We start from the raw sequence: 18119 nt of genomic DNA on the forward strand, positions 1-18119 counted from the left end.
ACCTGCCGTTTAGCCCAGTCTTTTGGAAAGATAGAAGCGCTGATGTGAGGCTTCAACCCCTTTTTCAGCACGCGTATCTTCGATGTAATCTTCAAGCGTCATCTTGCACTCATAGCCCAGGCGTTCGTAGAACGGGCGCGCCTGAAAACTGAAGGTATCAACCAAGGCGTAGCGACAGCCGCGGGCAATAGCCTGTTCTTCAGCCTGTCGAATCAGCAGCGTGCCGCAGTCTTGTCCACGCAAAGATTCGGCCACCCACAGATATTTAATCATCAGATACTTACCTACGGTTTCAGCTATCAGTCCCGCCGTTTTATTACCGGCATCGTCTTCGACGAATACCGCCAGCTCTTTGAAAGATTGCTCTGGAATATAATTTTTATTGTATTCACGAAGACCATTTTTGACCGCCTCGACGTCGTCAAAAGAGGGGGTGGCCGTGATTCGTGTTTTGATGGTCATTTTCATTCTCTTGTTATCAATAATTTTTCTACAAAATTTAGCGCTTGCTGGTCGCCAGACGCACAGCAAAGGCGACAAACACCAGCCCAGTCAGGCGGTCCATGTTACGAACCACCGCAGGGCGTTTTAACCAGCGCGAAAGCGGACGAGTGGCTGCAATCATCGTCGAAGACCAGACTGTACCAATCAAGACGTGGATCATCGCCAGGCCAAAGGTGTAGGCGGCAACGGGATAACCGCTGGCGACAAACTGCGGCAGAAAGGTCACGTAAAAAACGCCAACCTTCGGATTCAGCACGTTGCCGAACAACCCTTTAATGAACCCGTTGCTGCTCTTTTTCAGCGGAGCATCGGCGGCGGATTCTGCCGCCATCTGATTACGGGGTTTGAACAGCATTTGCAGCCCCAGCCAGCAGAGATACGCCGCTCCGACCCATTTAAGTACGTTAAACGCCAGTTCCGAGGCGGTAAGCAACGCACCCAGACCCAGCGCCACGATCGCACCCCAAATCATACACCCGGCGTTCACCCCCATTGCGGCTTGAAAGGCTTTCTTACTGCCTTCGCTGGCGGCGGTACGAAGAATCAGCGCGGTATCGAGACCGGGCGTCAGCGTCAGCAGGGTGATGGCAAAGGTATAGGAAACGAGAGAATCGGTCAGTGTCATGGGCTGTTCCTTCGACTGGAAAGAGACAGCATATTTATCAGCGACGGGGCATGCAATAGAAAAGCAAAAAGCCGATGAAATCTCCTTTTAAGGCGATCTCATCGGCTTTTTGCGGGTAAAACGTCGTTGGTGTAACGATTATTTGTACAGAACTGCACTTGCGCTCATCAGGTTGTTACCGGTCACTGAAGTGATGCGGTAAGAACTGGCACCCGCTTGTTTCGCCTGATTGGCCAAATCGTTGTTTAAAGAGTCCAGGGTGGTTGCGCCGCTGGCGGTTACAACGCCGATTTTTTGCGCCCCGTCAGCAGGTTGAGAGACTTCTTGTGCAGCAAAGGTGGCGAAAGAAGCGAAAGAAAGGGCCGCAGCTACTGCAAAATATTTGATGCTTTTCATAATGTCATTCCTAATCGGTAATATGAGTTTGAAAGGTGATTGCCTTTCGATGAGCAAATAATAGGCCGATTGAGTGAGGATGAAAAACGGATTGATTTGAGGAAGTCATTCAAAAATACTGTTCAACATTTACGCGTTTTTACGTTTAACCCGGCAGAGCTTTACATCCCGAGAAGGCGGTTTACGTTGGACGCACAATGCGCGCAGATTCCGTCCTTGTGGCTGATTTTGAGCGAGTTTGTTTTAATCTGCTAAAATAGATATCGAGTAACAGAAAAAAGGTTCGCAGCGCTAAGCGACGAACTGATTCGTAGGAAGGGAATTTTCTACATTGGTTTGGCCTGATTGGCTGAACAAATTTCACGGTAACACCAACGTATTAGGAGACGTCGAAATGGGTATTTTATCCTGGGTTATTTTTGGTCTGATTGCAGGTATTCTGGCTAAGTGGATCATGCCAGGTAAAGACGGTGGCGGCTTTATTCTGACCGTGATTCTGGGGATTGTAGGTGCGGTTGTGGGGGGGTACATCAGTACCTTCTTCGGCTTTGGTCGTGTAGACGGCTTTAACTTTGGTAGCTTCGTGGTCGCCGTTATCGGTGCCATCGTTGTCCTGTTCATCTACCGTAAGATAAGGTCGTAATCGCAACACGTGTTTTGAAAAAGCCGCGCACTGTCGCGGCTTTTTTGTCACCGTTATTTTCTTAAATTGCCACCAGCCCTCTTACCCCTTCGGCCTCCATCTCACTGCCCTGTCCGCGTTTTATGATGTTACCGCGCGACATCACCAGATAGCTGTCGGCCAGCTCTGCCGCAAAATCATAAAATTGCTCGACCAGCAATATTGCCATGTCCCCTCTGGCAGCAAGCTGGCGGATAACGGCGCCTATCTCTTTAATAACCGAGGGCTGAATACCTTCTGTCGGCTCATCGAGGATAAGCAGGCTGGGCCTGCACGCCAGCGCGCGACCGATGGCCAACTGCTGCTGCTGTCCGCCGGAGAGGTCACCTCCGCGGCGATTTTTCATTTCCAGTAGTACGGGAAACAGGTGATAAATTTCATCTGGGACCGTTTTGGCCTCACTGCCCGAAAAGCGCGACAGGCCCATCAGTAAATTTTCTTCTACTGTTAAACGAGGAAAAATTTCGCGTCCCTGCGGGACGTAGGCAATGCCCGACTGTACCCGCTGGTGCGGCTTGCGGCCATTGATAACCGTGCCGTTCCAGCTAATGGTGCCGGATTTCGCCGGAATCAGTCCCATCAGGCACTTCAGCAGCGTCGTTTTGCCGACCCCATTGCGGCCTAACAGGCAGGTGACCTCACCTATTTTCGCCTCGAAAGACAGTCCGCGTAAGATATGGCTACCGCCGTAAAACTGGTTTAGCTCATTGACTTGCAACATGATTCACTCCCTGCGGCGCAGCTTAGCGGCCCAGATAAACTTCGATAACCTGCTCGTTAGCCTGCACTTCCTGCAGCGACCCTTCCGCCAGCACTTGCCCCTGATGCAGCACGGTAACGTGGTCGGCAATGGTTTCTACAAATCCCATATCGTGCTCGACCACCATCAGTGAATGCTTACCGGCGAGCGACTTGAACAGCTCGGCGGTGTACTCGGTTTCGGCGTCAGTCATGCCGGCGGCAGGCTCGTCGAGCAGCAGCAGATGCGGTTCCTGTACCAACAGCATGCCGATTTCCAGAAACTGTTTCTGGCCGTGCGACAGCATGCCCGCCATGCGATGCCGTTCGCCCTGCAAACGCAACGTGACCAGCATTTCGTCGATCCGGTCGCGCTGTTCGCTGTTCATTTTCGCGCGCAGACAGGCCCACACCGATTTATTGGTTTTTTGCGCGATTTCGAGGTTTTCAAACACCGTCAGCGCCTCAAACACCGTTGGCTTCTGGAATTTACGACCAATGCCCGACTGTGCGATACGCACCGGATCCAGCCGGGTCAGGTCGATATTCTGGTCATAAAGTACCTGTCCCGACTTAGGCCGTGTCTTGCCGGTAATAACATCCATTAGCGTCGTTTTTCCCGCGCCGTTCGGACCAATGACGCAGCGTAATTCTCCAACGCCGATGCGCAGCGAGAGGTCAGTTAACGCCTTGAATCCGTCAAAGCTGACGTTGATTTTATCCAGCGTCAGAATCGGATCGGTCTGCTCGCGGTGCTTATCGGCAGGCTGCTGTTGAGTGAAGAGGTCCAGCGTCATTGAGTTCATTGGGCTTTCCTTTTACGCAGCAGGCCAATCACGCCCTCGGGCAGGAATAGCGTCACCACAATAAACATGCCGCCGAGAATAAACTGCCAGTACTCGGGAATGGCGACGGTAAACCAACTTTTAGCCCCGTTGACGATGCCCGCACCCAGAATCGGACCGATCAGCGTGCCGCGTCCGCCCAGTGCGACCCAGATGGCGGCCTCGATAGAGTTAGTTGGCGACATCTCGCTCGGGTTGATGATGCCGACCTGCGGCACGTAAAGCGCGCCTGCCAGACCGCAGATCATTGCCGAAATCGTCCAGACAAACAGCTTGAAGCCTTTAGGGTCATAGCCGCAGAAGATAAGCCGGTTCTCGGCGTCGCGCACCGCCGTCAGCACGCGGCCGTATTTGCTGCGTGCCAGCGTGAAACCGAGTGCCAGACTGGCCACCAGCAGCAGCACGGTGGCGATAAACAGCCCGATTCGCGTTGAGGTCGCCGTGACCTGAAAGCCGAGCAGGGTGCTAAAGCCGGTGAAGCCGTTATTGCCCCCGAAGCCGGTCTCATTGCGGAAAAACAGCAACATACCGGCGTAAGTCAGCGCCTGCGTCATTATCGAGAAGTACACGCCTTTGATTTTGGAGCGGAAGGCGAAGTAGCCGAAAACGAACGCCAGCAGGCCGGGCACCAGCACTATCAGGCACAGTGCCCAGGCAAAATGCTGTGTTCCTGCCCAGAACCACGGCAGTTCGGTCCACGAGAGGAACGACATAAAGTCTGGCAAATTGTTGCCCGCGGCCTGGCGAATCAGGTACATCCCCATCGCGTAGCCGCCGAGTGCGAAGAACAAACCATGCCCGAGCGACAGCAGCCCGGCGTAGCCCCACACCAGATCGAGGGCGATCGCGACGATCGCATAACAAAGGATCTTGCCGACCAGCGTCAGGGTATAGGTTGAAATCGCCAGTGGATGGGTCTGCGGCAGCAGTGCCAAAAAGGGCATCACCAGCAGCGCAATAAGCACCAGCGTGCCGAGGCTCATCGCCAGACGTGGCGCCTTTTGTACGCCTGTAATCGTTAAGGGTTGCGTCATCAGTCAATCACCCTGCCTTTAAAGGCGAAGAGTCCCTGCGGACGTTTTTGGATAAACAGGACGATCATCGCCAGTATCAGGATTTTACCCAACACCGCGCCGATTTCCGGTTCGAGGATTTTATTCACGATGCCGAGGCCGAAGGCGGCCACGACGGTGCCTGCCAGCTGGCCGACGCCGCCGAGTACGACCACCAGGAAGGAGTCAATGATGTAGCCCTGACCCAGTTCCGGCCCGACGTTGCCAAGCTGCGAGAGTGCGACGCCGCCGAGTCCGGCAATGCCCGAACCGAGGCCGAAGGCCAGCATGTCCACTCGACCGGTCGGCACGCCGCAGCAGGCGGCCATGGCGCGGTTTTGGGTTACGGCACGCACGTTCATGCCCAGACGCGTCTTGTTAAGCAGCAGCCAGGTCAGCGCCAGCACCATCAGCACGAAAATAATGACCGCGATGCGGTTATACGGCAGCACCAGATTTGGCAGCAGCTGAATGCCGCCGGAGAGCCAGTTCGGGTTGGCGACCTCAACGTTTTGCGCACCGAAAATCACCCGTACGCCCTGAATCAGGATCAGACTGATACCCCAGGTAGCCAGCAGCGTTTCGAGCGGGCGTCCGTAGAGGTGGCGAATGACAGAACGTTCGAGCAGCATGCCCACGCCAGAAGTAATAAAGAACGCCACCGGCAGCGCCACCAGCGGATAGATGGCCAACAGGCCGGGCGCATAGTGCTGGAAGAAGGACTGCACCATGTAGGTCGAGTACGAACCCAACATCAGCATCTCGCCGTGGGCCATGTTGATGACGCCGAGCAGGCCGTAGGTGATAGCCAGACCTAACGCAGCCAACAGTAGAATCGAACCCAGCGACAGTCCGGTGAAGGCCTGACCCAGCCAGTCGCCAATCATCAGCCGATGCTGCACGGCCTTGAGGCTGACCAGCGCGGCGGTGCGCACGGTCACGTCGGTCTCGACTTTAGGGTCGGTCAGCGGTTGCAAATGGCCCTGAGTGTCGGGGTCTGAAGATTCGCCGAGCAGCTCCACCGCGCGCAGGCGAACCTGCGGATTCGGATCGCTAAGCTGCAGGTTTGCCAGTGCAATGCTGAGTGCGGCGTGCACCGTGGCGTCTTGTTCCAGCGCCAGTCGTTTGGTCAGCAGCGGCAGCTGGTCTGCCTGCGCCTCGCGCTGCAAAGATTTAGCGGCCTGCAGGCGCACGGCGCTGTCTTTGCTGACCAGACGGTGTGCCGAGAGGGCGTTAGTTATCAGGTTACGCAGCCGGTTGTTCAACCAAACTGCCTTGACGTCGCCCTGCGGCTTAGCCGCGCCCTCAAGCGGCGCAAGGGTATCGCCCTGCCTGATGAACGCATGATGCGCCTCATCAATCACGACATCTTCCTGCTTTAGTGCCTCCAACAGCGGTAAACGCTCAGGCTGCGGGTCAGTCGCCCACTGCTGAAGCAACGTTGCCTGCTCGGAACGACTGGCCGCAGCGAAGTCATCGGCAGGGCCGGCCTTGGCCCACAACGGCAGGCAGCAAAGCAGGAAAGTCAGGGTTCGCAGGCCCGGCGTGAGGCCGAGTCGCAAACGGGGGAAGGGCAGGAGTTTCATCATAGTCATCATCGCTTTATTAATCTGATACGACGAGACCGCCACGGCCTGCACTTGTGAAAGGCAGCACAGGCCGTGACGGACCTTCAGGTCAATTACTGAGTGCTTTTCACCGGATAGTCAGGCTTCTTGTCGTCACCCGGAATATAAGGGCTCCACGGCTGGGCGCGCACCGGTTTGTCGGTCTGCCACACCACGTTGAACTGACCATTGGACTGGATTTCTCCGATCATCACCGGTTTGTGCAGGTGGTGGTTGGTTTTGTCCATGGTCAGGGTGTAGCCGTCCGGAGCCTTGAAGGTCTGACCGGCCATTGCCGCGCGGACTTTGTCGACGTCGGTTGTGCCCGCTTTCTCAACGGCCTGTGCCCACATGTGGATACCCACGTAGGTTGCCTCCATCGGATCATTGGTGACCGCGGTATCGGCGTTCGGCAGGTTGTGCGACTTGGCGTAGGCTTTCCATTCGGCAACGAAGGCTTTGTTGGTTGGGTTATCCAGCGACTGGAAGTAGTTCCACGCCGCCAAATCGCCGACCAGCGGCTTGGTGTCTATCCCGCGCAGCTCTTCTTCACCGACCGAGAAGGCAACCACCGGCACATCGGTCGCTTTCACGCCCTGGTTAGCCAGCTCCTTGTAAAAGGGAACGTTGGAGTCACCGTTGATGGTGGAAATCACAGCCGTTTTACCGCCAGCCGCGAATTTCTTGATGTTGGAAACGATGGTCTGATAATCGCTGTAGCCGAACGGGGTATAGACCTCTTCAATGTCTTTATCCTGAACGCCTTTGGAGTGCAGGTAGGCGCGAAGGATCTTGTTGGTGGTGCGCGGATAGACGTAGTCGGTACCCAGCAGGAAGAAGCGTTTGGCACCACCGCCGTCTTCGCTCATCAGGTACTGCACGGCAGGAATGGCCTGTTGGTTAGGCGCTGCGCCGGTGTAGAAGACGTTCGGCGACATCTCCTCACCCTCGTATTGCACCGGATAGAACAGCAGGCCGTTCAGCTCTTCGAACACGGGCAGCACGGATTTGCGTGAGACCGAAGTCCAGCAACCGAACACCACTGCGACCTTGTCCTGGGTCAGCAGTTGGCGGGCTTTTTCAGCGAACAGCGGCCAGTTTGACGCAGGATCAACCACCACCGGCTCCAGCTTTTTACCCAGCACGCCACCGTGCGCGTTAATGTCATCAATGGTCATCAGCGCGACGTCTTTCAACGGCGTTTCAGAGATGGCCATGGTGCCGGAAAGTGAATGCATAATACCGACCTTAATGGTGTCGGCGGCCTGTGCAGCGAATGCCAGACCCATACTGACCACGGTTGCCGAGAGGGCAAAGGCTTTAATAAAGCGACGACGTTGCATAAGTACTCCTGTTAAAAGTGCCAAGCCGGTCATCTTTCAGGCTGCCAGGCTTGGCAGCAGCGTGAAATCTTTAGGGCGTGCTGTGTTTAGGTGTCGAAATACGTTTTAAAAAAGTCACGAAGACGGGGTGTCCGCTTCGTCTTCTGGTCTCGCCTGATGCAGCATATGAAGAGTTATTTTGCGCACCTCGGCTTTACTGACGGCAATGTGGTCCTGTAGTTGGCGTTGTGCCTCCTGGGTCTGGCGCTGCATGATGGCGAGTAAAATGCTTGCGTGTTCGCTATAGGTCGCGTTGACGCGCGCGTCTTTGGTAAAGTCCAGCCGCCGGATGATGCGGATTTTCTCAGTCAGGTCGCGGTGGATTTTTGCCATCTCACCGTTGCCCGCTGCCGCCACCAACGCCATGTGAAACTCTTCGTCGAACCGAGAAACCTCTTGCCCGTCCTCCAGCCTTGGCTCATCTATCCAGAAACTTTGCAGTGCAAACAGTGGCTCGGGCGTCACGTCCATCGTACAGAGGCGTTTTACCGCCTCGAGTTCCAGAACGATGCGCAGGTCATAAAGCTGTTCGAAGTACTCGAAATCAAACGGTCGTACCTGCCAGCCGCTGCGGAAAAACACCTCCACGTAGCCCTCACGCTCCAGCCAGAAAAGCGCCTGACGCACCGGCGTGCGGCTCACGTCCATTCTTTCGGCAATCTCGTTCTCGCTAAATTTGTCACCGGGCAGCATGCGAAAACTGAAAATGTCGTCCTTGAGCTGGAGATAGATTCTTTCTGCCAGACCCTCAGGCCTGGCCTTGTTGCGTCCGCTACGTGAGCCGGTAAGCTGCATAAATGCTCCTTTGGGGCCTATTCCTGGCCGATTCCGTCTTTATCAATCCACAGCAGGGCGTCACTCGGTCCGACCGGACGACCCTGCTGGCAGCCAATTTTCAGCACCGTGCCGGAGCAGGGCGCATTGACCGCAAGCTCCATTTTCATCGCTTCCACCACGATAAGCGGCTGACCGGCTTCAACGTATTGACCCGGTTCGACCAAAATCTTCCAGACGTTACCGTTCAAATCGGCGCTGACCCGCTCGCCCGGCGGGGGGGCGAGGTTTTCCACCGGCTGCACGCCGTTAACCGCCGCCTCGACGGCGGCGCTTTCCTGTGCCTGCCAGTGCGCCACTTCATTGATGAAGGCTCTGTGCTGGCGCAGGCGGAAATCGGCGATATCATCGGCATTGTCGGCCAAAAAGCGGTTATATTCGGCGAAGTCGAACTCGGTGTGTTCAATGCGTACCTGAGCGCGGCCTTCGCGGAAAGCGTCACGCTGTTGATCCAGTTCGGTCTCGGTGACCTGATAGAAACGCACCTGATCGAAAAAGTGCAGCAGCCAGGGTTCACCTTGTTCGAACTGGCTGTTTTTAAGGAATTTATTCCAGATTGGCAGCGTGCGGCCCACCAGCTGATAGCCGCCCGGTGAGTCCATGCCGTAGATGCACATATACATACCACCAATACCGACGGTGCCCTCGGCGGTGTAGGTGCGTGCCGGATTATATTTGGAGCTCAGCAGGCGATGGCGCGGGTCGACTGGCACGGCACACGGCGCGCCGAGGTACACGTCGCCGAGGCCGAGGATCAGATAGCTGGCGTTGAAAATGATGTCTCGCACTTCCTCACGCGTTGCCAACCCATTGGTGCGCTGAATGAAATCGACGTTGTTCGGCAGCCACGGCGCGTCGGCGCGCACGGTTTGCTGATAACGTTCGACCGCGCCTAGCGTGGCGGTATCTTCGAACGCCATTGGCATGTGCACGATGCGGGTCGGAATTTTCAGCCTGCTCACGTCAGCCAATTGATGTTCCAACGTCAGCAGATGCTGTAGCAGCGCCGACTGATGGATGACGCGGCTGTCATAACGTACCTGTAGCGAACGGACACCGGGGGAGAGCTCTTCGACGCCCGCCCGACCGGCTTCGCGGAGAGCTTTCATCAGCAGATAGATGCGCAGACGCAGCGCCAGATCCAGCACGTTATCGCCGTACTCAATCAGCACGTAGCCGTCACCGGCCTGGCGATAGACCACGCTCGGGCGCTCGTCCGTGGCTGGGAGCTGGGCAAGAATGGTTGCCGAGGCAGTGGTGGTCGGCAGCAAAGAAGGGACCGGTAGCGCCATCGCTTCAATCGGCATCAGCGAATCGAGGGTGCCCTGCTGGGCCATTTCCAGCGCCTGAGCCTGTTCAAAGCCGATCGGATGGAAGCGGATTCGGTCGCCGGGTTTCACCTGGCCAACCTTCCACAGCTCGGCCTTGGCGATGGTGACTGGGCAAACAAAGCCGCCGAGGCTCGGTCCGTCGCGGGTCAGGATGACCGGGAAGTCACCGGTAAAGTTTATCGATCCGATGGCGTATTCACAGTCATGCACGTTGGAGGGATGCAGGCCTGCTTCGCCGCCGTCCAGACGCGCCCACTGGGGTTTAGGGCCGGTCAGGCGCACGCCGAGGCGGTTAGAGTTGTAGTGCACCTGCCACTCTGCCTCGAAGAAGGCATCGATAGAATCTTCGGTGAAGAAGTCTGGCGCGCCGTGTGGGCCATAGAGCACGCCAATATTCCATTCATCGCCATAGACCGGAACAATGTCTTCAGCGGCGGCCTGCGGAAGACCGACTGGCGCGGGCGTGGTGCAGGCGGCAAGTTCAGGCTGCGAGACATTCAGCATGTCGGCGACGCGCAGGGTGCGACCGGCGTGGCCGCCAAACTGGCCAAGCACGAAGGTCGAACGGCTGCCGAGATAAACCGGGACGTCAAAGCCGTTACGCACGGCAAGATAGGTGCGACAGCCGCTGGTGGCGCGGCCCAGCGTCAATATTTGCCCGGCCTTTACGTCAACCGGCGCCCAATAGGCAATCTCAACGCCGTCAACGTCCGCCGGGCAGCGCGCGCCGGTGAGTGCGATGGTGGCGTCACAGTGGAAGCGCAGCGTCGGGCCTTGCAGAGTAAATTCCAGACCGGCGGCGTCGAGAGGGTTACCGACGATGCGGTTCGCCAGACGAAAGGCAAAATCGTCCATCGGGCCGGAAGGGGGTACGCCGATGTCCCAATAGCCGAGACGGCCCGGATAGTCCTGAATGCTGCTGTAGGTGCCGGGTGAGATAACCTCGACGGCGTGCGGCGCATACTCGAAGCCGTCGAGCATACGCGTCCACATCTCGCCCTGATGGAACACCGGTGACGCAACGACCTGACGCAGATAGTCAATATTGCTGGCGATGCCGTGCAGGCGGGTTGCGGCCAACGCCTGAGACATTTTTTCCAGTGCCTGCGCGCGGGTCTCGCCGTGAACAATCAGCTTGGCAATCATCGGGTCATAAAACGCCGAGACTTCGCTGCCGGTCGACACCCAGCCATCGACGCGTACGTCTTCAGGGAAGAACACTTCGGTCAGTACACCGGGGCTTGGCAGGAAGTTTTTCAGCGGATCTTCGGCGTAGAGTCGCACTTCAATAGCCACCCCTTTTGGTGGCTGCTGCATGCGCGGCCAGTCCAGCGGTTGCTCGGCGGCGACGCGCAGCATGCATTCGATCAGGTCGAGGCCGGTAACCTCCTCGGTGACCGGATGCTCGACCTGCAAACGCGTATTCACTTCAAGGAAATAAAACTCGTCGCGCGCGGCGTCGTAGATGAATTCGACCGTACCGGCGCTGCGATAATTGACCGATTCGCCAAGCTGCACTGCTGCACGATGCAGTGCGTCACGCGTTGCCTGCGGCAGGTTAGGGGCCGGGGTTTCTTCCACCACTTTCTGGTTGCGGCGCTGCAGCGAACAGTCGCGCTCGCCGAGTGCAACCACCTTGCCTTTACCGTCGCCAAAAATCTGCACTTCTACGTGACGCGCGCGGTCAACGAAGCGTTCGAGAAACACGCCTGCGTCACGGAAGAACTGCTCGCCGAGGCGTTTTACGCTGTCCCACGCACTGCGCAGAGCGGCTTCGTCATCGCAGCGGGTCAGGCCAATCCCCCCGCCGCCTGCGGTGCTTTTCAGCATGACGGGATAGCCAATATGCGCGGCAGCGGCCGCCGCATCGTCAATGCTGTCGAGCAAGGCAGTGCCCGGGGTCATCGGTACGTCGGCTTGGGCGGCTAACTCACGGGCGCGGTGCTTAAGGCCGAATTCACGAATTTGATGTGCAGTCGGGCCGATAAAGGCGATGCCGGCTTCCTCGCAGGCGTCGGCAAACTCGGCGCTTTCAGATAAAAAACCGTAGCCAGGATAAATCGCCTGTGCGCCGGTCTCTTTAGCAGCGGCCAGAATTTTGTCGATCAGCAGGTAACTCTCCGCCGCTTTTTCACCGCCAAGCGCGACAGCGATATCGGCATCGGTCACGTGCGGGGCGTTGCGGTCGGCGTCCGAGTAGACCGCCACGCTGGTGACGCCGAGACGTTTCAAGGTGCGGATGGCACGGCAGGCGATTTCACCGCGGTTGGCAATCAGGACAGTCGTGAACATGTGCGTGGCTCCTCAGGCGTTTTTCGCGGCGGTGGATTTCAGGTGCTCGACGTAGCTTCTCCAGCCGCCGAACGAGGTGACGTCGGTTGCGCTGTCGATAGCCCAAGGCTCGCAGATAAAGCCTTTTACGCTGCGGCCGTCAGCCAGCTGAAGTGTGCCAATGCCCAGCGGCGCGGGGATCTCGGCCACAAATTCACCGAAGCGCGCCAGAGGAATATCCCAAAGTTCAACGATGATGCTACTGCCGCCTTCGTCTTTAACCAGACCCGGTTTCGGCGGCTGGGTATTAGCAAGGGCATAAAGTTTGTAATCGCTGGCGGTACGGGTTTGCTCGACGCGCACGGCGTTGCGGGAGGTGAGCTGGAAATTTAGCGGCATACCGGTGAGGTGTGCGCCGACGACGGCAACGCGGACGTGATCGGCGCTGACGGCCATAGGACCTGTCATGGCGCTGTCGGCGTTGAGGGTTTTATCGGTCGCGCCCAGCGTCAGAGACAGGCTGCGTTGCCACTGGCGGCCAAAGGCGGCAAGCGCAGCATCGTGCCAGGCTGGAGCAATCAACGTGATGCCTGAAGGCAGGCCGTCATCACGAATGCTCGACGGCAACGCCAGTGCGCAGAGATCGGCGAGGTTGGTAAAGTTGGTGTAGGTGCCGAACTGGGAGTTAAACAGCACTGGCTCCTGCACCATTTCGTCAAGCGTGCGAAGGGTTGGCGAGGTTGGCACCACCAATGCGTCGAACCCTTCCAGCGCCTGATTAATCTTGCGCGACAGCTCGGCACGCAGATATTCGGCTTTCCATGCATCCGTCGCGCTGTAGTTCAGACCGCTGGCGACAATGCCGCGTACCACAGGGTCCATGACCTCCGGCGTGTCTTCAAAAATTTTGCCGACGGCGACGGTGCGCTCGGCGACCCATGCGCCGTAATACAGCTGTTCGGCCAAGGCTTTGAAGGGCGTGAAATCGATGTTGACCAGACTAACGCCGCTGCTGACCAGCTTGTCGAGCGCCAGCTGGAAAGCTTTCTCGGACTCGGTATCGCCGAAGAACTCGAGGCTGTCGGGTACCGCAAAGCGCGGTTGGGAAGACATCACGGCCGGGGCCGTGTGCGGATTAGCGCGTGAATAGGCGTCTTCAGCGTCATAGCCGCCGGCCAGAGTGGCGACGTATGCAGCATCCGCCACGCTGAGCGCGAAAATAGAAACACAGTCGTTGAGGCGACAGGCGGGCACCACACCGCGGTTTGAAAGCCAGCCCTTGGTCGGTTTCAGCCCCACAATGTTATTGAATCCCGCCGGAACGCGGCCCGAACCGGCGGTGTCAGTACCGAGCGAGAAAGCGACCAGCCCGCGTGCCAGTACGGAGGCAGAGCCTGAACTTGAGCCGCCGCTGACGTAATTCGGGTTAAAGGTGTTTTTTACCGCACCGTGCGGTGAGCGCGTGCCGACCAGCCCGGTCGCGAACTGGTCGAGATTGGTTTTGCCGATGACGATTGCGCCTTTGGCCTGCAGATTGGCGACGACGGTGGCATCGGCCTGCGCGATATATTCGAAGGCCGGGCAGGCGGCGGTGGTTGGCCATCCTGCGACGTCAATATTGTCTTTTACCGCAAAAGGCACGCCATACAGCGGCAGTGTGGCGAGGGAACCCCCGGCCTGTTCGCGCAGTGTTTCAAGTTGAGTGATTTGCTCTTCAAGCTGGGTGGGCGTTGCGCGATAAAGCCAGGCATTGTCACGTTCGTCAAGGCTGTTGAGTACGATGCCTAAAGAACTGCGCAGGCTCAGGGGCGCGCTTTGATAATGACGCTGCCAGTCACGTAACTGATATCCAATATAAGGCGTTGATACTGAGGTCATAGTTGAATTCCATCTAGTACACAAGATTGAATTCATCTAAGCAAGCGGTGTGCCAATTTTTAATTATTTGTTTTTAATGATTATTTAACTAATTTCTCATTTTTTGTGCACGGCAATGTCTCACCGCTGCGGAGCATTTGTACAAAACGAGGGCAATCAATGAACGATTTGGAGGCGGGTTAATTTCCCGCCAGATAAGCCTGTTCGGTGCCTTGAAACCAGCTACTTGGAACGTTATGCGGGGGATGATGCAGGCGTTGCAGGCCGTCGTTAATGATGATTTCTGCCTGTCGCCACAGGGTGGTGTCGCCTTCTTTTAGCACGCCCAACAGCAATCGTTTCTCGACAAGATAGGTTTTGGCAAAGTCAGGATCGTGGGTGACCAGCGAACGGAGGTTGTCGATGAGGTCGGCGAGTTTGATGGTTTTGGCGGCGGCAGAGGCCTTGGCGCTGTGCTCTCGGTCGAGGTTTTTCCGCTCAATGCGGTTTCCAACGCAACTCAGGCTTACGTTGGTCAGCATCGCCACCAGTTCCGCGACCTCAGCGCCAAAATGCGCGGTAATGTCGCTAAGGGTGGTCGGCGTATCTTCGACAGTATCGTGTAACCACGCCGCGGCCAGCATGGCCTCGGTATGGGGCACGCTGCCAACAATATTCGCGACGGCCTCCGGGTGCACGATATAGGGGTCATTAGTATATTTGCGACGCTGATCGATGCTGGCGTGCGCTTTACTCGCATAACGTCTCGCTTTGTCGACTAGGCTGGTCATGATATTTCCCCTCTGGTGGCACCTTGTCTTTGTTATAGCATGGACAAGGTAAAAAATAATAATTGTAAATATGCTTGCTATAATATCGTGCGCTATTTATATTCTTCCCATGAACACAAAACACGACACCACACCCGCTGCAATGCATGCTCTGCATCTCGACCAGCAGTTATGCTTTGCGCTGTATTCCGCCAATCTGGCGTTGAATAAAGTTTATCGTAAGTTGCTGAGCCAACTGGACCTGACCTATCCGCAATATCTGGTCATGCTGGTACTGTGGCAGCAGGACGAAGTCATGGTGTCGGAAATTGGTGAAAAGCTGTTTCTGGATTCGGCGACCTTGACGCCGCTGCTTAAACGCCTTGAAACCGCAGGGCTGGTGGTGCGTCGCCGTGCCAAGGTTGATGAGCGTCAGGTAATTATTTCTCTGACCGACGCTGGGCGCACATTGCAGGAAAAAGCGCGTGAAATTCCCGAGGCGATTGCCTGTGCGGCAGAATGCAGTATCGAGGACGCGACGGCGCTGAAAAAGCAGCTGGAGACTCTCAGAGGCAATCTGCAGCGTAAAGCCTAGTTAAAGATATTACGTAGTCACGAGGTGCAAGGTTTTGCGCCTCTGCTACAATCAAATATATAGCGTGCGATTTAATCGTGTTTATTTATTGGTTATCACTCACTTAGTCACTTAATAGGAATACATCATGTCTATCGAAAAAGTAATTTACCGTGCTCATGCTTCAGCTACCGGCGGTCGTGATGGCCGTGCAACCTCATCAGACGGCGTGCTCGATGTGAAACTGGGTCTGCCAAAAGAGATGGGCGGTGCGGGCGGCGAAGTGACTAACCCAGAGCAGCTGTTTGCCGCCGGTTATTCAGCCTGTTTCCTCGGTGCGTTGAAGCACGTTGCTTCGTTGGAAAAAGTACGTATTCCTGCTGATGCTAAAATCGAAGGCGCAGTCGGTATTGGCCAGATCCCAGGCGGATTCGGCATTGAAGTGGCGTTGGACATCACCCTGCCTGGCATCGAGCGCAGCGTCGCAGAAGACCTGGTCGAGAAGGCGCATCAAGTTTGCCCATACTCAAACGCGACCCGTGGCAACATCGACGTGACCCTTACCGTTAAGTAATGTCAGCCACAGCCTTGTGATTGATCTGCGGGAGGCCTTGGCCTCCCGTTTTCTTTTCAGACTTTCCCCACCGAATATGTAAACTATCCCGCCTTATTAATGTCAAAATGATTCAAAATATTTCAAATTCTCTGGAAAATAATCTTTCATGAATAGAGTGAAGACTCTATCGCAGCAAAAAATCTGTTTATTGTTAGCGATTTATATTGGCATTTTTTTAAACTTGTCGGTTTTTACACGACGCTTCGCCTCGCTCATCGACTCCCCCACGTCGTTTGAATGGACCGCCGCCGTCATTGAAATTGCCACCACCATCCTGTTCGGCTTCTTTGTGCTGCGTCTGCTGTCGTTTGGCGGAAAACATTTCTTTCGGCTTATCGCCGGGCTGATTGTGCTGATTTCGGTCGCGGCCAGCTACTACATGACCTATTTCAACGTGGTCATCGGCTACGGTATTATCGTATCGGTGATGACTACCGATATCGATCTCAGTAAAGAAGTGATTGGCTTCAAGTTTGTGCTGTGGATGCTGGCGGTCAGTGCGCTACCGCTGTGGCTCATCGCCCAGAATGAAATGCGCGGCACGCTGCTCGAACAGATGAAAACGCCCGGTCAACGGCTGAAGCCGCTGCTGGTGTGGCTCCTGGCAGGCCTGCTGGTCTGGCTGCCGCTGCGGATGATGGACAAAGAGCAAAAGGCCAACGAGCGGTTAAGCAACGTGGATATGCCAAGCTATGGCGGGGTGGTGGCGCACTCTTATCTGCCGTCGAACTGGCTGGCGGCGCTCGGTTTGTTTGTCTATACGCAAATTGATGAGAGCCGCGATGCGGGCGATTTGTTTAATCCTGCCGAGGCTTACCGTTATGAGCCACCTGCGGATATCGATGATACTTACGTGGTTTTCATTATCGGTGAAACGACGCGCTGGGACCATATGGGGCTGCTCGGCTATGGACGAGACACCACGCCGCTGCTGTCGAAAGAGAAAAATCTTGTGGCCTTTAAGGGCACGTCCTGCGACACCGCGACCAAGCTCTCGCTGCGCTGCATGTTTGTGCGCGAAGGCGGCGTTGAGGATAATCCGCAAAGGACGCTGAAAGAGCAGAATATTTTTGCCGTGATGCGCCAACTGGGCTTCAGTTCAGAGCTGTTCGCTATGCAGAGTGAAGTCTGGTTTTACAACAATGCCAACACCAATAACTACTCTTTCCGCGAGCTTATCGCTTCTGAAAAGCGCAATGACGGCAAGCCGGTAGACGACATGCTGCTGGTGAGAGAACTACAGGAATCCCTGAAGCGCTACCCTAAAGGTAAACACCTCGTCGTGCTGCATACCAAAGGCTCACACTACCTCTATTCTCAGCGTTATCCGCGCAGCTTTGCCCGCTTTACGCCTGAATGCATGGGGGTGGACCAGTCCTGTAGTAAAGATCAGCTGATTAACGCCTTTGATAACAGCGTGTTGTATACCGATACCTTTATCTCGCGGGTGATTGATCAGCTGCGCGATAAAAAAGCGCTGGTGTTTTACGCCGCTGACCATGGTGAGTCTATAGGCGAGAACTCGCATCTGCACGGTACGCCGCGTGAGATGGCGCCGCCGGAACAGTTTCGGGTGCCGATAATCGTTTGGGCGTCTGACGCTTTCCTGTCGCAGACCGAAAGTCAGCAGGCGTTTGCCTTGCTGCGTCAACAGCAGGGCAGTGATAAACCGCATCGTCACGAAGAACTCTTTGACTCAATTTTAGGTTGCCTGGGTTATCGTTCGAACGACGGAGGGATTAACCCGGCAAATAACTGGTGTGCCGAACCTCAGGCCAAGAAGGGAATTTAGCGGTTAAAATCGCCGTTTTAAACAGGGTTCGTGTGTTTTATAAGCAGTTGGCGAATTGGGTAAAAAAAGGGATTGACGCTTAGAACCCGCAGCAGTAAGATGCGGCCCAATTCGGCGAGTAGCGCAGCTTGGTAGCGCAACTGGTTTGGGACCAGTGGGTCGGAGGTTCGAATCCTCTCTCGCCGACCACATTTAGAAAAACCCGCAAGCTTCTGGCTCGCGGGTTTTTTGCTTTCTGGCGTT

The 18119-nt window shown here is 56.0% G+C and carries 16 protein-coding genes and 1 tRNA gene; 5 read left to right on the plus strand and 12 right to left on the minus strand.

From position 1 onward, the window contains the following. Positions 1–9: 9 nt before the first annotated feature. From O1V65_RS19215 to bhsA, 3 genes are all read right to left on the minus strand, one after another. The gene (locus O1V65_RS19215) at positions 10–462 is read right to left on the minus strand and encodes a GNAT family N-acetyltransferase (protein WP_265576867.1); all 453 of its coding nucleotides are present in this window, start codon (positions 460–462) and stop codon (positions 10–12) included. Between the two features lie 37 nt (positions 463–499). Next, positions 500–1129, minus strand: a complete 630-nt coding sequence (locus tag O1V65_RS19220) for a LysE family translocator (RefSeq protein ID WP_165429896.1) — start codon at positions 1127–1129, stop codon at positions 500–502. A gap of 138 nt (positions 1130–1267) precedes the next feature. Then, positions 1268–1525: a multiple stress resistance protein BhsA gene (gene bhsA, locus O1V65_RS19225; RefSeq protein ID WP_017493988.1), complete on the minus strand. Its 258-nt coding sequence runs from the start codon at positions 1523–1525 to the stop codon at positions 1268–1270. A 394-nt stretch (positions 1526–1919) separates the two neighbouring features. Between bhsA and O1V65_RS19230 the strand changes: the two genes are divergently transcribed. Further along, entirely contained in the window at positions 1920–2168 is a 249-nt protein-coding gene (locus tag O1V65_RS19230) for a GlsB/YeaQ/YmgE family stress response membrane protein (RefSeq protein ID WP_026110808.1), read from the plus strand. Positions 2169–2229: 61 nt separating this feature from the next. Here the strand turns inward: O1V65_RS19230 and urtE are convergent, their stop codons facing one another. The 9 genes from urtE to O1V65_RS19275 all read right to left on the minus strand — a co-directional run bounded on the left by urtE (position 2230) and on the right by O1V65_RS19275 (position 14915). Further along, a complete protein-coding gene (gene urtE, locus O1V65_RS19235; protein WP_084912968.1) occupies positions 2230–2928 on the minus strand; it encodes an urea ABC transporter ATP-binding subunit UrtE in 699 nt (232 codons plus the stop codon). A 22-nt stretch (positions 2929–2950) separates the two neighbouring features. Then, entirely contained in the window at positions 2951–3751 is an 801-nt protein-coding gene (gene urtD / locus O1V65_RS19240) for an urea ABC transporter ATP-binding protein UrtD (RefSeq protein ID WP_017493991.1), read from the minus strand. Next, positions 3748–4824, minus strand: coding sequence for an urea ABC transporter permease subunit UrtC (gene urtC, locus O1V65_RS19245; protein ID WP_269129950.1), 1077 nt, complete (start codon positions 4822–4824; stop codon positions 3748–3750). Before urtC ends, urtD begins: the two co-directional genes overlap by 4 nt. Beyond that, positions 4824–6437 (minus strand): urea ABC transporter permease subunit UrtB, encoded by a 1614-nt coding sequence (gene urtB, locus O1V65_RS19250; protein WP_390896415.1) that lies wholly within the window; start codon positions 6435–6437, stop codon positions 4824–4826. Before urtB ends, urtC begins: the two co-directional genes overlap by 1 nt. 86 nt (positions 6438–6523) lie before the next feature. Beyond that, entirely contained in the window at positions 6524–7792 is a 1269-nt protein-coding gene (gene urtA / locus O1V65_RS19255) for an urea ABC transporter substrate-binding protein (RefSeq protein ID WP_017493994.1), read from the minus strand. Positions 7793–7906: 114 nt separating this feature from the next. Beyond that, on the minus strand, positions 7907–8626 hold the full coding sequence (locus O1V65_RS19260) for a GntR family transcriptional regulator (protein ID WP_017493995.1): 720 nt from the start codon (positions 8624–8626) through the stop codon (positions 7907–7909). A gap of 17 nt (positions 8627–8643) precedes the next feature. Further along, positions 8644–12288 (minus strand): urea carboxylase, encoded by a 3645-nt coding sequence (gene uca / locus O1V65_RS19265; protein ID WP_269129951.1) that lies wholly within the window; start codon positions 12286–12288, stop codon positions 8644–8646. Between the two features lie 12 nt (positions 12289–12300). After that, on the minus strand, positions 12301–14145 hold the full coding sequence (gene atzF / locus O1V65_RS19270; protein ID WP_269129952.1) for an allophanate hydrolase: 1845 nt from the start codon (positions 14143–14145) through the stop codon (positions 12301–12303). Between the two features lie 179 nt (positions 14146–14324). Continuing rightward, complete coding sequence (locus tag O1V65_RS19275; RefSeq protein WP_420066642.1) at positions 14325–14915, minus strand: HD domain-containing protein; 591 nt, start codon at positions 14913–14915, stop codon at positions 14325–14327. A 109-nt stretch (positions 14916–15024) separates the two neighbouring features. On the opposite strand from O1V65_RS19275, the gene O1V65_RS19280 reads away from it, so the two are divergent. The 4 genes from O1V65_RS19280 (at position 15025) to O1V65_RS19295 (ending at position 18065) form a co-directional block, all read left to right on the plus strand. Next, positions 15025–15489 carry a MarR family winged helix-turn-helix transcriptional regulator gene (locus O1V65_RS19280; RefSeq protein WP_026110574.1) on the plus strand — a complete coding sequence of 155 codons (465 nt, stop codon included), beginning with the start codon at positions 15025–15027 and terminating at the stop codon, positions 15487–15489. A gap of 127 nt (positions 15490–15616) precedes the next feature. After that, positions 15617–16042: an organic hydroperoxide resistance protein gene (locus O1V65_RS19285; protein WP_017492238.1), complete on the plus strand. Its 426-nt coding sequence runs from the start codon at positions 15617–15619 to the stop codon at positions 16040–16042. A 148-nt stretch (positions 16043–16190) separates the two neighbouring features. Then, the gene (eptB, locus tag O1V65_RS19290; protein WP_269129953.1) at positions 16191–17876 is read left to right on the plus strand and encodes a kdo(2)-lipid A phosphoethanolamine 7''-transferase; all 1686 of its coding nucleotides are present in this window, start codon (positions 16191–16193) and stop codon (positions 17874–17876) included. 112 nt (positions 17877–17988) lie between these two features. Next, positions 17989–18065, plus strand: a tRNA-Pro gene (locus O1V65_RS19295). The last annotated feature ends 54 nt before the right edge of the window (positions 18066–18119 follow it).

Source organism: Rouxiella badensis (assembly GCF_026967515.2).
In the GTDB taxonomy this organism is placed as follows: Bacteria; Pseudomonadota; Gammaproteobacteria; order Enterobacterales; family Enterobacteriaceae; genus Rouxiella; species Rouxiella badensis.

Excerpts from the sequence above, each read along its gene's own strand:
- bhsA (WP_017493988.1), bottom strand. The coding sequence starts at position 1,525 with ATGAAAAGCATCAAATATTTTGCAGTAGCTGCGGCCCTTTCTTTCGCT.
- urtD (WP_017493991.1), bottom strand. The coding sequence starts at position 3,751 with ATGAACTCAATGACGCTGGACCTCTTCACTCAACAGCAGCCTGCCGAT.
- O1V65_RS19260 (WP_017493995.1), bottom strand. The coding sequence starts at position 8,626 with ATGCAGCTTACCGGCTCACGTAGCGGACGCAACAAGGCCAGGCCTGAG.
- urtB (WP_390896415.1), bottom strand. The coding sequence starts at position 6,437 with ATGACTATGATGAAACTCCTGCCCTTCCCCCGTTTGCGACTCGGCCTC.
- O1V65_RS19280 (WP_026110574.1), top strand. The coding sequence starts at position 15,025 with ATGAACACAAAACACGACACCACACCCGCTGCAATGCATGCTCTGCAT.
- O1V65_RS19285 (WP_017492238.1), top strand. The coding sequence starts at position 15,617 with ATGTCTATCGAAAAAGTAATTTACCGTGCTCATGCTTCAGCTACCGGC.
- O1V65_RS19215 (WP_265576867.1), bottom strand. The coding sequence starts at position 462 with ATGACCATCAAAACACGAATCACGGCCACCCCCTCTTTTGACGACGTC.
- urtA (WP_017493994.1), bottom strand. The coding sequence starts at position 7,792 with ATGCAACGTCGTCGCTTTATTAAAGCCTTTGCCCTCTCGGCAACCGTG.
- O1V65_RS19275 (WP_420066642.1), bottom strand. The coding sequence starts at position 14,915 with ATGACCAGCCTAGTCGACAAAGCGAGACGTTATGCGAGTAAAGCGCAC.
- uca (WP_269129951.1), bottom strand. The coding sequence starts at position 12,288 with ATGTTCACGACTGTCCTGATTGCCAACCGCGGTGAAATCGCCTGCCGT.
- urtC (WP_269129950.1), bottom strand. The coding sequence starts at position 4,824 with ATGACGCAACCCTTAACGATTACAGGCGTACAAAAGGCGCCACGTCTG.
- O1V65_RS19230 (WP_026110808.1), top strand. The coding sequence starts at position 1,920 with ATGGGTATTTTATCCTGGGTTATTTTTGGTCTGATTGCAGGTATTCTG.
- O1V65_RS19220 (WP_165429896.1), bottom strand. The coding sequence starts at position 1,129 with ATGACACTGACCGATTCTCTCGTTTCCTATACCTTTGCCATCACCCTG.
- atzF (WP_269129952.1), bottom strand. The coding sequence starts at position 14,145 with ATGACCTCAGTATCAACGCCTTATATTGGATATCAGTTACGTGACTGG.
- eptB (WP_269129953.1), top strand. The coding sequence starts at position 16,191 with ATGAATAGAGTGAAGACTCTATCGCAGCAAAAAATCTGTTTATTGTTA.
- urtE (WP_084912968.1), bottom strand. The coding sequence starts at position 2,928 with ATGTTGCAAGTCAATGAGCTAAACCAGTTTTACGGCGGTAGCCATATC.